General features: G+C 73.9%; 11 protein-coding genes. 5 read left to right on the forward strand and 6 right to left on the reverse strand.

What is annotated here, in order from left to right; translation table 11 throughout:
* Positions 1-7: 7 nt before the first annotated feature.
* The 3 genes from DLJ47_RS09020 to DLJ47_RS09030 all read right to left on the reverse strand — a co-directional run bounded on the left by DLJ47_RS09020 (position 8) and on the right by DLJ47_RS09030 (position 4,912).
* Positions 8-1,234 carry a hypothetical protein gene (locus tag DLJ47_RS09020; RefSeq protein WP_109899604.1) on the reverse strand — a complete coding sequence of 409 codons (1,227 nt, stop codon included), beginning with the start codon at positions 1,232-1,234 and terminating at the stop codon, positions 8-10.
* 101 nt (positions 1,235-1,335) lie between these two features.
* Positions 1,336-2,997, reverse strand: a complete 1,662-nt coding sequence (locus DLJ47_RS09025) for a GTPase (protein ID WP_109899612.1) — start codon at positions 2,995-2,997, stop codon at positions 1,336-1,338.
* Positions 2,998-3,070: 73 nt separating this feature from the next.
* Positions 3,071-4,912, reverse strand: a complete 1,842-nt coding sequence (locus DLJ47_RS09030; protein WP_109899605.1) for an ABC transporter — start codon at positions 4,910-4,912, stop codon at positions 3,071-3,073.
* Positions 4,913-5,133: 221 nt separating this feature from the next.
* Between DLJ47_RS09030 and dnaK the strand changes: the two genes are divergently transcribed.
* From dnaK to DLJ47_RS09055, 5 genes are all read left to right on the forward strand, one after another.
* Positions 5,134-6,999, forward strand: a complete 1,866-nt coding sequence (gene dnaK, locus DLJ47_RS09035; RefSeq protein WP_109899606.1) for a molecular chaperone DnaK — start codon at positions 5,134-5,136, stop codon at positions 6,997-6,999.
* A 48-nt stretch (positions 7,000-7,047) separates the two neighbouring features.
* Entirely contained in the window at positions 7,048-7,818 is a 771-nt protein-coding gene (grpE, locus tag DLJ47_RS09040) for a nucleotide exchange factor GrpE (protein WP_109899607.1), read from the forward strand.
* A gap of 86 nt (positions 7,819-7,904) precedes the next feature.
* Positions 7,905-9,083 carry a molecular chaperone DnaJ gene (gene dnaJ / locus DLJ47_RS09045; RefSeq protein ID WP_109899608.1) on the forward strand — a complete coding sequence of 393 codons (1,179 nt, stop codon included), beginning with the start codon at positions 7,905-7,907 and terminating at the stop codon, positions 9,081-9,083.
* Between the two features lie 32 nt (positions 9,084-9,115).
* Positions 9,116-9,556: a heat shock protein transcriptional repressor HspR gene (locus tag DLJ47_RS09050; protein ID WP_109899609.1), complete on the forward strand. Its 441-nt coding sequence runs from the start codon at positions 9,116-9,118 to the stop codon at positions 9,554-9,556.
* Positions 9,557-9,697: 141 nt separating this feature from the next.
* Positions 9,698-9,910: a hypothetical protein gene (locus tag DLJ47_RS09055; protein ID WP_109899610.1), complete on the forward strand. Its 213-nt coding sequence runs from the start codon at positions 9,698-9,700 to the stop codon at positions 9,908-9,910.
* A gap of 292 nt (positions 9,911-10,202) precedes the next feature.
* Here the strand turns inward: DLJ47_RS09055 and DLJ47_RS09065 are convergent, their stop codons facing one another.
* The 3 genes from DLJ47_RS09065 to DLJ47_RS09075 form a co-directional block, all read right to left on the reverse strand.
* Positions 10,203-10,634 (reverse strand): hypothetical protein, encoded by a 432-nt coding sequence (locus DLJ47_RS09065; RefSeq protein ID WP_088996825.1) that lies wholly within the window; start codon positions 10,632-10,634, stop codon positions 10,203-10,205.
* Positions 10,635-10,811: 177 nt separating this feature from the next.
* Positions 10,812-12,017 (reverse strand): cation:proton antiporter, encoded by a 1,206-nt coding sequence (locus DLJ47_RS09070; RefSeq protein WP_109899613.1) that lies wholly within the window; start codon positions 12,015-12,017, stop codon positions 10,812-10,814.
* Positions 12,018-12,024: 7 nt separating this feature from the next.
* Positions 12,025-12,525 carry a cation:proton antiporter regulatory subunit gene (locus DLJ47_RS09075; RefSeq protein WP_088996827.1) on the reverse strand — a complete coding sequence of 167 codons (501 nt, stop codon included), beginning with the start codon at positions 12,523-12,525 and terminating at the stop codon, positions 12,025-12,027.
* Between the last annotated feature and the right edge of the window lie 129 nt (positions 12,526-12,654).

Below are 12,654 nucleotides of genomic sequence, written 5' to 3' on the forward strand. Positions count from 1 at the left end.
GGTGGGGTTAGGCGCCGTCGTCGGCTAGGCGGTGGCGGTTGGCCTCGATCCAGGCGTCCAGCGCGGCCGGGTCGTCCGGGTCGACGCCGTCGGCCATCAGCTGGGCGACGGCGGCGGTGGCCGGGCTGCGCCGCTCGCCGGTGCTGTAGAGCCGGGCGAACTCCGGCACCATCTCCTCGATCGCGGTGTCGGTCTGCGTCGCGGCCGGCCCGGGCAGCCCGCGCTGGCGGGCGGCGTACGCGGCCCAGGCGCGCAGCACCCGGGGCAGCATCGCGGCGTCGTCCATGTCCAGCACGGCCCGCCGGTGCACCCAGTCCAGCAGGAACAGCCCGGCCACCGCCGGACTCCAGCGCAGCGGGTCGGCGTCCGGGAAGCTCGCCGCGTGGTCCAGCAGCAGGCTCAGGCAGAAGTGCAGGGACGCCAGCTCGGGGCCGTCGACGCTGTCCAGGCCGAACCGGGCCGCCTCGGGCGCGGCGAGGAACCGCCGCACCAGCTCCGTACGCTCGGCCGCGGAGAGCGGCTCGACGGCGTCCGGGTCGGCGGGCGGGACCGCGCCGTGCGGCAGCAGCGCCAGCCGCGCGCCGACCAGCGCCCGGTCGGTGGCCAGCGAGCCCTCACCCGGCAGCTCGCCGAGGTCGTCGGTGATCGCCAGGTGCCGGCTCACCTCGCCGTGCATCCGGGCCGGGTCCTCCTCGCGGAACCAGGTCAGCTCGTCGCCGGCGCACATCTGCCGGACCTGCTCCAGGATCCGCTCGGCCGGCCCGCCGACGAAGACGTCCTTGGTGATCCCGATGTTGTGGTCGACCAAAGCGACCAGCGCGTGTTCCGGGCCACCGGCCGCGTCGTCGTAGGCGAACGTGGCGAGGTAGGAGGTCTGGTCGCCGTACACGTCGCCGTACGCCCAGCTGCCGGTGAGGTGCACCTTGCCGAGCTGGCCGGACCAGGCCGGCGCGGTGGCGCCGGGGCGGACCCGGGCGGCGCCCTCGGCGTCGGGCACCAGGGCGGCGAAGACGGAGCGGATGGTGGTGGCGGCGGCCGTGCGGCGGCGGGAGGTGGCGGCCAGGAAGCCGGCCACGAAGTCCCGTACCGCGGCGCTGCGGTCGGTCTCGGCGACCGCGTAGACGCTGCCGAGCAGCGCGGCACCGAGCATCTCGGCGTCGAGGGCGGTGTCCAGCCTGGTCACGTCGCGTGCGGCCTGGAGCACCGCGTCGTAGGGGGTCTGGGGCGTGGCCATGTATCGACCCTACGCCGCCGGGCCGTCCCGGTCAGCGGTAGCGAGCCGAGCGTTTCACCCACACGCCGGGCGCTCGGCAACCCTGACGGCGGGCCTCGCGGTCATCCACGGGTGGCCGACCGGAGCGCCTCGCGCGCCTTCGCGTACGAGCCGAGCACGACCCGCACCGGCGCGAGGACGTACGTCTCGCCGACCGTCGCCACCGCGGCGGTGAGCCGCTGCTCGGCCCGTCCCCGGGCGCGCCGGGCGCCCAGCCGGACGACCGGCCGGGTCAGCGCGGCCACCAGCAGCCCGGCCAGCAGCCCGCCGAGCAGCAGCAGGGTCGGCAGCGGCACCACCCCGACGGTGGGGTTGTCCAGCGCGGGCAGGCCGAGCGCGCGCAGCGCGTAGCCCAGCGCGAGCCAGCCCAGGCCGACCAGCGCGGTCAGGGTGAGCAGCCACTGGAGGCCGCCCACCAGCCGCCACCAGACCGGCCGCCGCTCCATACCCAGGTCGGTGCCGGCCACCGCCCGGTCCAGCGCGTCCGGAAGGTCGCCGCGCCGGGACCGGGCGGCGGCGGTCACCGCGGTCTGCCAGACCGCCGGCAGGTCGGCCCCGGTGCCCTCGGCCACCGACCGGATGGCCAGCCCGAGCGCGGACCGCTGGGCCGCGGTCGGGTCGGGCACGGAGGTGGCGGCCACCAGGCTCTCCGCCGGATCGTCCCCGGCGGCGGCGCCAGCCAGGTGCAGCCGGCGCAGCGGGTCGGGGCGCAGCCGGCGCCAGCCCCGCACCACCGGCCAGCCGGTGGCCGCGCCGGCCCGGTGGCGGTACGCCAACTCGACCGCCTCGGCCACCGCCGGCACCCCGGCCGCGCCGGCCAGCGCCCGGTTCAGCTCGCGGACCACCGCGGCGTCCGGCCCGGCGGACGGCTGGTCCCGGCCGACCAGGTCGGCCAGCCCGGCGACCACCCCGTCCACGTCGCCGGCCAGCCGGCGCAGCGCGGCCTGCCGTTCGGTCACGGTGCGCTCCAGCGCCTCCCGCAGCCCGGCGATGCCGGCCTGCTCGGTGGCCGTGGTGGCCAGCAGCGGTACGCCGGCGAGCTGGTCGGCGTCGAGCAGCCGGCGCAGATCGGCCAGCACCCGGGGCAGTTCGGCCGGGGGCAGCCGGTCGGCCTGGTTGAGCACGACCAGGGTGACGTCCCGGTGCCGGTGGAACTCGCGCAGGTAGCTGCCGTGGATCACCCGGTCCGCGTACTTCTGCGGGTCGACCACCCAGACCACCAGGTCGACCAGGCCGAGCAGCCGGTCCACCTCCAGCCGGTGGGTGCGCTGCACGGAGTCGAAGTCGGGCAGGTCGAGCAGGATCAGCCCGTGCAGGGCCGACTCGTCGTCGCCGTCCAGCGCGCTCTCCCGGACGAACCGGTGCCGGGGCAGCACGCCGATCCAGTCGAGCAGCCGGCTGCCGCCGTCCAGCGGCCCCCACACGCAGGCGTGCGTGACCCCGGTGGTGGGGCGGCGTACCCCGACCGGCGACAGCTCCAGCCGGGCCAGCGCGTTGAACAGGCTGGACTTGCCGCTGCCGGTGGCACCGGCGAGGGCCACCACGGTGTGGTCGCGGGAGAGCGAGAGCCGGGTGCCGGCCCGCTCGACCAGGGTGTGCGCGGCGACCAGTTGCGTGTCCGGCAGGTGACCGTCGACCAGGTCGAGGAACCGGCGGATCGCCTCCAACCGGGCGACCAGGTCGTCCGCGTCGACCCGCTGGTCACCGCGGAACGCCTCCCGCATCCGCCCCACGATGTTGTTCACCGGAGTCCCTCTCCGTTCGCGGCGGCCGGGTGCGCAGGCTCACTCCGCGCGGTCACGAGAGTCCCTCGTCCCCGGCCGGGAGGGTCGCTCCGGTGGCCTCGGCGAAGCCGCTCCGGTGCCGGGCGGCCTCCACCCGGCCGGCGGCCCGGCGCAGCTCGGCGGCGGTGTCGGCGGCCGGCCGGGCCTGCTCGGTGCGGGTGAGGAAGCGGGCGGCCTCGTCGTCCAGCAGCGCCCGCACCCGGTCCAGCAGGTCGGCCCGGGCCTTGTTGGCGAGCGTACGCACGGCCTGGTCGCCGAAGATCGCCTGGAGCACGGCCTGCGCGGCGACGGTGGTGCCGGCGCCGGTGGCCACCTCCAACCCGGTCGGGATGAACGCGGTCGAGGCGAACACCGCGATCATCACGGCCAGGCCGGTGGCGTTCACCGCGTAGGCCGCCGTGCGGGCCACGAACCGCTTGTCGCCGCCCTCCGCCCGGACCAGCTCCAGCACCCCGCGCTGCCAGTCGCGGACCATCCGCTCGGCGCGCTCGGGCAGGTCGTCGGCGGGGTGCGCGAGCGCCGGTTCGAGCAGCGCGGCCCCCGCCGGGTGCGCCTTCCACCCGGTGTACGCGTTCTCGGCGGCCTCGGCGGCGACCCCGCGCAGCAGGGTGACCAGCTGCGACTCGATAGCGGTCCGCAGCTCGGCGGCCGGGGCGGGGCGGCCGGTCACCGCGGCCACCACCCGGTCGCGCAACCGGCCGATCCGCGCCTCCAGGGTGCGGAAGAACTCGCCGGTGCCGACGAACTCCTGCCAGCGGGCGAGCACCTCGCCGCGGAGCAGCCGACCGTCGCGCAGCCCCTGTTCGACCGTCCGGTGTGCCCCCCGGTACGCGGCCCGGATCCGTTCGTCGAGCGCGTCCGCGGCGGCCACCTGCTCCTCGGCGGCCTCGGCGAGCCCTTCGACGGTGGGGTGCAGCGAGGCGAGGGCCCCGTCCAGGGTCTGCCGGACCACGGCGGCCCGGGCGTCCGCGTCGGCGGCCAGCCGGGCGAACCAGCCGGCCAGCGGCGCGGTGACCCGGTCGGGCAGCAGCCCCTGGCCGTCGACCCAGGTTTCCGGCAGCACGAAGAGCGGCGCCGCGCCGAGATCCTGCGCGGCGAGCATCTCGGACAGGTGGGCGGCGACCTCGTCGGCGGCCTCCGGTGGCACCCGGTCGAGCACCATGGCGATCACCGCGCCCCGGGACCGGGCGCTGCGCAGCAGCTCCCAGGGGACCGCGTCGGCGTAGCGGGCGGCGGTGGTGACGAAGAGCCAGAGGTCGGCGGCGGCCAGCAGCTGGCCGGCCAGGGCCCGGTTGGCGTCGACCACCGAGTCGATGTCGGGCGCGTCGAGGAAGGCCAGCCCGGCCGGGAGCGCGGGGGCGGTGACCAGGTGCAGGGTGCGCGGGTCCTCGCTCGGCTCGTTGGTGCGGGTGAGGCCGGGCAGCAGCTCGCCCTGGCGGAACCAGGCGGCGTCGGCCGGGTTGCAGACCAGCACCGGGGAGCGGGTGGTCGGCCGGAGCACGCCGGCGGCGCTCACCCGGGCCTGCACCAGGCTGTTGACCAGGGTCGACTTGCCCGCGCCGGTGGACCCGCCGACCACCACGAGCAGCGGCGCGTCCAGCCGGGCGAGCCGCGGGATGAGGTAGTCGTCGAGCTGGTCGGTGAGGGCGGCGCCGGTACGCCGGGCCGGCTCGGCCGAGGGCAGGACGAGCGGGAACCGGGCCGCCCCGATCGCGGCCCGCAGGCCGGCGAGCGCCGCGGGCAGGCTGTCGTCCCCGGTGGTGGCGGGCGGGTCCTCCCCGGCGTCCGTGGAGCCGGTGCGGGCTGCGACGGCGGGCGCGCCGGATTGGGTGGCGGGATCGCCGTGCGTCGTCACCGCTAAAGCGTGCCCGACCGATGCAAGGGAAGACAACTGATGAGTAGCTGTGTCGGACTTGCGTCAGCCAGACTCAACCTCGACTTGACGATCGCCGGCCGCGTGGCACTATTGAGTCAAGTTCACTCAACTTGTGGTGGGGTCCGGCAGCGGGCACCCGCCGGACAGTTCAGCGGGCGGTGCCCGTCACCTGCTCAACGTAACGAAGCGAGGAAGCGAAGATGGCACGTGCGGTCGGTATCGACCTCGGCACGACGAACTCCTGCGTCAGCGTCCTGGAGGGCGGTGAGCCCACCGTCATCGCCAACGCGGAGGGCTCGCGGACGACCCCGTCGATCGTCGCGTTCGCCCGCAACGGCGAGGTGCTCGTCGGTGAGGTCGCCAAGCGCCAGGCGGTGACCAACCCGGACCGGACCATCCGGTCGGTGAAGCGGGAGATCGGCACCAACTGGTCCGTCGACATCGACGGCAAGAAGTACACCCCGCAGGAGATCTCGGCGCGGACGCTGATGAAGCTCAAGCGGGACGCGGAGGCGTACCTGGGCGAGCAGATCACCGACGCGGTGATCACCGTCCCGGCCTACTTCAACGACGGCCAGCGCCAGGCCACCAAGGAGGCCGGTGAGATCGCCGGCTTCAACGTGCTGCGGATCGTCAACGAGCCGACCGCGGCCGCCCTGGCGTACGGGCTGGACAAGGGCTCCAAGGAGCAGACCGTCCTGGTCTTCGACCTCGGCGGCGGCACCTTCGACGTGTCGCTGCTGGAGCTGGCCGAGGGCGTGGTGGAGGTCAAGTCGACCAGCGGTGACAACCAGCTCGGTGGCGACGACTGGGACCAGCGGATCATCGACCACCTGGTGAAGACCTTCCGCGGCGAGCACGGCATCGACCTGGCGCAGGACAAGATGGCCCTGCAGCGGCTCCGGGAGGCCGCCGAGAAGGCCAAGATCGAGCTGTCCGCCGCCACCACCACCAACATCAACCTGCCGTACATCACCGCCGGTGCCGCCGGCCCGCTGCACCTCGACGTGACGCTCAGCCGGGCCGAGTTCCAGCGGATGACGCAGGACCTGCTGGACCGCTGCAAGGGCCCGTTCGAGCAGGCCGTGAAGGACGCCGGGATCAAGATCTCCGACGTCGACCACGTCATCCTGGTCGGTGGTTCGACCCGGATGCCGGCCGTGACCGAGCTGGTCAAGCAGCTCACCGGCAAGGAGCCCAACAAGGGCGTCAACCCGGACGAGGTCGTCGCCGTCGGCGCCGCCCTGCAGGCCGGTGTGCTCAAGGGCGAGGTGAAGGACGTCCTGCTGCTCGACGTGACCCCGCTGAGCCTGGGCATCGAGACCAAGGGCGGCATCTTCACCAAGCTGATCGAGCGCAACACCACCATCCCGACCAAGCGTTCCGAGGTCTTCACCACGGCGGACGACAACCAGCCGTCGGTGCTGATCCAGGTCTTCCAGGGCGAGCGCGAGATCGCGGCCTACAACAAGAAGCTCGGCACCTTCGAGCTGACCGGCCTCCCGCCGGCGCCGCGCGGCGTGCCGCAGATCGAGGTCACCTTCGACATCGACGCCAACGGCATCGTCAACGTGCACGCCAAGGACCTTGGCACCGGCAAGGAGCAGAAGATGACGATCACCGGCGGCTCCTCGCTGCCGAAGGACGACATCGAGCGGATGCGCCGGGACGCCGAGGAGCACGCGGAGGAGGACAAGCGCCGCCGCGAGGAGGCCGAGACCCGCAACGTGGCCGAGGCGCTCCAGTGGCAGACCGAGAAGTTCCTGGCGGAGAACGGCGACAAGCTCCCCGCCGAGAACAAGGACCAGCTCAACGAGGCCCTCGGCGAGCTGCGCGGCGCGCTCGGCGGCAGCGACATCGAGAAGATCAAGTCGGCGCACGAGAAGCTGGCCCAGGTCTCCCAGCAGGCCGGTTCGCTGCTCTACGCCCAGCAGGCCGAGCAGCCGCAGCCGGGAGCCGAGGGTGCCGGTGCCGGGACGACCGGTGGGGCCCAGGCCGGCGGTGCGCAGGCCGGTGGCGCCGACGACGTGGTCGACGCGGAGATCGTGGACGAGGACAAGAAGTGACCTTGCGCCTCGCCAGCCGAACTCCACGCACAGGGATGAGGTAGCCGTATGACGGAGAAGCCACGAGCCGCCGACCCGGGCGCCACCGGGTCGGCGCCGGGTGGCTCCGCGTCTGCCGAGCCGGCCGAGCAGGCCGCTGGTGAGAAGCCGCGGGTCGTCATCCGCAACAACCGCAAGATCAGCGAGACGGTCGAGCCGGAGGCGGCCGCCGCCGACGCCGGGACCGACGCCCCGGCCGAGGGGCTGGTCGAGGAGGCCGAGGTCGTAGTCGACGAGATCGAGGTCGAGGCCACGCCCGCCGAGGGTTCGGCGCCGGGCGGTCCGCCGGTGGTGGACGCGCCGGCCGAGCCGGCGGAGGGCGGCGCCGGCACCGGCACCCCGCTCGCGGCCGAACTGGAGGCGCTCCGCGCCGACCTGGACGAGCGGACCCGGGACCTGCAGCGGGTGACGGCGGAGTACGCCAACTACCGCAAGCGGGTGGACCGCGACCGGGGCCTGGTCACCGAGCAGGCCACCGGGGCGGTGCTCGCCGCGTTGCTGCCGATCCTCGACGACCTGGACCGGGCCCGCGAGCACGGCGACCTGGTCGGGCCGTTCGGCTCGGTGGCCGAGCAGCTCACCGCGGCGCTCGGCAAGTTCGGGCTGACCGCGTTCGGCGAGCAGGGCGACCCGTTCGACCCGACCCGGCACGAGGCGGTGGCGCACCAGACCTCGACCGACGTCACCGAGCCGACCTGTGTGCAGATCATGCGACGCGGCTACCAGATCGGCGAGCGGCTGCTACGGCCGGCGCTGGTCGGGGTCGCCGACCCGGAATAGATGCGAACGAGTGACCGGACCGCCCCGCCCGCCGGCGTACGACGGGCGGGGCGTCCGGGCCAGGTGGGCCGGGAGGGGGTGGACCGGTGAGTTCCAAGGACTGGATCGAGAAGGACTACTACGCCGAACTGGGCGTGGCGAAGGCCGCCTCCGCAGACGACATCAAGAAGGCGTACCGCAAACTGGCCCGGGAGTCGCACCCGGACCACAACCCGGGTGACCCGAAGGCGGAGGAGCGGTTCAAGGCCGTCTCCGAGGCGTACGCGGTGCTCGGCGACGAGGCCAAGCGCCGGGAGTACGACGAGATGCGCTCGCTGTTCGGCTCGGGCGCGTTCCGGCGCAGTGCCCGCGGCGCCGGCCAGCCGGGCGGGATGCCGTTCGACGTCTCCGACCTGTTCGGTGGCGCGGCCGGCGGGGGCGACCGGCGCTTCGGCGGTGCCGGCTTCCAGGACCTGTTCAGTTCGATCTTCTCCGGCGGCGGGGGCGGGGCGGCGCCCCGGGGCCCGGCCCGGGGACGGGACGTCGAGGCCGAGGTGGCGCTCGACTTCGGCGACGCCGTACGCGGGGTGACGCTGCCGCTGACGCTGCGCGCGCCCGGGGTCTGCGACACCTGCCACGGCAGCGGGGCCAAGCCCGGCACCCAGCCGCGCACCTGCCCGGTGTGCCAGGGCGCCGGCGTGACCACCCGCAACCAGGGGTCGTTCAGCTTCTCCGAGCCGTGCCGCAACTGCCAGGGCGTGGGCACGATCGTCGAGGAGAAGTGCCCGGAGTGCCAGGGCACCGGCGGGGTCACCAAGACCCGCACGCTCAACGTCCGGTTCCCGGCCGGGGTGGCCGACGGCCAGCGGATCCGGCTGTCCGGGCGGGGTGAGCCGGGCGAGCGGGGCGGTCCGGCCGGCGACCTGTTCGTCCACGTGAAGGTCCGCCCGGACGAGCTGTTCGGGCGTACCGGCGACGATCTGACGCTGACCGTGCCGATCACGTTCGCGGAGGCGGTGCTCGGCACCGATCTGCGGGTACCCACGCTCGACGGCGCGGTGACCCTGCGGGTGCCGCCGGGCACGCCCAGCGGCCGGATCCTGCGGGCGCGGGGCAAGGGCGTGGTACGTCGCGACGGGCGCGCGGGTGACCTGCTGGTGACGCTCGACGTGGTGGTGCCCGCCGGAGTGTCCGACGAGGCGCGGGCGGCGCTGGAGACGTTCGCCGCGCAGACCCCGCCGGCCGCTCGGGAACATCTCGACGCGCGGGTGCGTCGGTTCAGTTAGCCGGTGGTGGAGTGCACGCGGAGGTGAGTGGCATGTCGGGCGAGTTCGTCGGCTCGGACGACCCTGCCTACGAGGCCAAGGTGCTGATGATCTCGGTGGCCGCGCGGATGGCGGGGATGCACCCGCAGACGCTGCGCCAGTACGACCGGTTGGGCCTGGTGCAGGCCGGCCGGGCGGCGGGCGGCGGGCGCCGGTACAGCGTCCGGGACGTGGTGCTGCTGCGCGAGGTGCAGCGGCTCAGCCAGGACGACGGCATCAACCTGGCGGGGGTCAAGCGGATCATCGGCCTGGAGCGGCTGCTGGAGCAGGCCCAGCAGCGGGTGGCCCAGCTGGAGGCGGAGCTCGACGCCGCGTACCGCCGGATCGCCGAGCTGGAGTCGCTGGCCCGCTTTCCGGGCCGGGACCTCGTGCCCACCAACCGCACCACCACCGCCCTGGTGGTCTGGCGACCCCGTCGGGGGCCCGAACGCTGACCACCGCTGACCCGGAGCCGCTGTGCCGGCCCGGTCCGCTCGCCGGAATCCCGGCGTGGGCCGGGCCGGCTTCGTTATGGTGCCAATAGGTCCTATCCGCTTAATCCGGACCTTACCTACCGACCCGGCGAGGGGGAGCAGGTGGCGGAGCCAGGGAAGCAGGTGGCGGATCCAGCGAAGGTGGCGGAGCCAGCGAAGCAGGTGGCGGAGCAGCGACTCGACAAGGTGGCCGAGACGGTCCGGGAGAAGTTCGACGAACTCCTCGACGGCCGGTTCACCGACCAGGTCGACCACGGTGTCGACAAGGGGCGGACCGACACCCGCCGCCGGAAACAGGGCGGGCCGGTTCCCTGACGACCGGTACGCCGACGTGCGGGCCGGGACCCACGGGGGGTCCCGGCCCGTTCGTCGTCAGACCGTGCGGGCCGGGACGCGGCGATCCCAAGGGTGGGGGTCCCGGCCCGTTCGTCGTCCAGGACGTGCGGGCCGGGACGCGGCGATCCCAGGGTGGGGGTCCCGGCCCGTCCGCCGTCAGCCTGTGCGGGCCGGTTGAGATCCACTCGGTGTGCGGCGAACGGGGGTGTGTCCGGCGGCGCGGTTGGCGCGAGATCCCGCATCTGGAGTCGATCACCGGCCGGTGCCGACCTCAGCCGATGCGGCGGTTCTCCCGGACCAGGCCGCCCTCGCACCAGTCGCGGTAGACGAAGAGATCCGGTCGGGCCAGCAGCACCCGGCTGTTGTGCGCCCAGGTGCGCATCAGCTCGTCGCCGTCCCGCTCGGCCTGCTCGACCAGCTTGCGGAAGCGCCGCTTCGGGTGGGCCCGGAAGTTCGTCCGGATGCCGTCGGCGGCGTAGATGTAGAGGCAGTGCAGCGCGAACCGGCGCGCCGGGCAGGCCGGGTCCATGGCCAGGTCGAACAGGGTCATCACCAGCCGGTCGCCGGAGACCAGCAGATCCCAGTCGGGGGGCATGGAGGACAACGGCACGGAGTCGGGATGGTAGGCCCACGCCCGCAGCTCCGCCGGGGACGGGTCGACCGGGTTTGCGAACCCGTGGAACGTCGACTCCTGCACGCTCACCGGCCAACCTTCCGCTCCCGCCCGCGGGAGCACGCTCCCGCGAACCCTGGCTGCTGGGGCGACACGGTAACGCGCCACCGGTGACCAGCGGTAGACCCTGGCGGCAGCAATTCGGCAACCGTTGGCCCGGCCGGGCCGACCGTACGGTCGACCCGGCCGTCCGAGGCAATGCGCAGGTCAGTCCGGCACGGGTGCCGGCTGGGCCCGCTGCGCCGCGCCGCGCTGGCGCACCCAGCGCTTGAACCACGCGAGGTCGGGCAGCCGGGCCAGCATCGGCCCGGTCACCACCGTGATCAGGACGTACGCCGTGGCGAGCGCCGCCAGCTTCGGCTCGACGCTGCCGGCGGCCACCGCGAGCCCCGCGATGACGATGGAGAACTCACCGCGCGGCACCAGGGCCAGGCCGGCCCGCCACCGACCGGGTTCGGCGATGCCGACCCGGCGCGCGGCCAGGTAGCCGGTGAGCGTCTTCGTCGCCATGGTGACGATGGCCAGCCCGAGCGCTGGCAGCAGCACCGGCGGGATGTCCCGCGGGTCGGTGACCAGGCCGAAGAAGACGAAGAACACCGCGGCGAAGAGGTCCCGCAGCGGGGTGAGCAACTCGGTCGCGTGGTGCGCCACCGGCCCGGAGAGCGCGATGCCGACCAGGAACGCGCCGACCGCCGCCGAGACCTGGAGCTTGGCCGCCACGCCGGCCACCAGCAGCGTCATGCCGAGCACGCCGAGCAGCAGCGCCTCGGGGTCCTTGGCCGACATGAAGGTGGAGATGGCGCTGCCGTAGCGGATGGCGAGCACCAGCACCAGCAGGACGGTGCCCACCGCGACGGCGAGCGCGATGCCGCCGCCCAGCAGGCCGGTGCCGGCCAGTACGGCGGTGACCAGCGGCAGGTAGAGCGCCATGGCCAGGTCCTCGATCACCAGGACCGACAGGATCACCGGGGTCTCCCGGTTACCGAGCCGGCCCAGGTCGCCCAGGACCTTTGCGATCACACCGGACGAGGAGACCCAGGTGATGCCGGCGAGCACCAGCGCGGCCACCCAGTCCCAGCCGAGCAGCAGCGCGAACGCCGCGCCGGGCAACGCGTTGAGCACGCCGTCGATCAGGCCGGCCGGCGCCGCGGACCGCAGGTTGCCGACCAGTTCGTTGGCCGAGTACTCCAGACCGAGCATCACCAGCAGCAGGATCACGCCGATCTCGGCGCCGACGGCGAAGAACTCCTCGCTGGCGTTGAGCGGTAGCAGGCCGCCGTGCCCGAAGGCGAGCCCGGCGAGCAGGTACAGGGGGATTGGCGAGAGGCCGATCCGGCGGCTCAGCCGGCCGAGCAGGCCCAGCAGGAAGAGCAGCGCGCCGACCTCGACGAGCAGTGTGGTGGTCTCGTGCATCCGCGCCTCAGCCGTCCGGGTCACTGTCGGCGAGGATGGCGGTCACCCCGTCGAGACCCTTGCGGGTACCGACCACGACCACCACGTCGCCAGCGGCGAAGCGGAAGGACGGCTCCGGCGAGACAATGACCTCGCCGTGGCGCAGCACCGCCACGATCGAGGCACCGGTGCGGGTGCGCGTCTGGGTGTCGGCCAGCTTCCGGTTCACGTACTTCGAACCGGCCGGAATGGCGATCTGCTCGGTGAGCAGCCCGGCGGCCTGCTCGCGCAGCCCGGAGAGCTGGCCGAGCATCAGCGACGCACCGAGGATGTCGGCGAGCGCCTCCGCCTCGTCGTCGGTCAGCGGAATGTCATGCTGACACGAGTCGGGATCGTCCGGGTCGTAGAGGACGAGATCACGACGGCCATTACGGTGGGAGACCACACCGAGCCGGCGCCCGGACTCCGTCAACAGATCGTGACGGACCCCGATGCCCGGGAGGGCGGTCTGTTCGACACGTACACGCACATCGACAAGGCTACCGCCCGCCGTTCAGCCGTAGATCTTGGTACGAAATGGCCCCTCCAGGGGCACTTTGCCACCAAGATCTACGAGTGTTCGGGGCGGGGAGTGACGTAGGTGCCCGCCCCGGCGGGG

Origin of the sequence: Micromonospora sp. S4605, from assembly GCF_003176715.1 — a bacterium.
Lineage (GTDB): Bacteria > Actinomycetota > Actinomycetes > Mycobacteriales > Micromonosporaceae > Micromonospora > Micromonospora echinaurantiaca.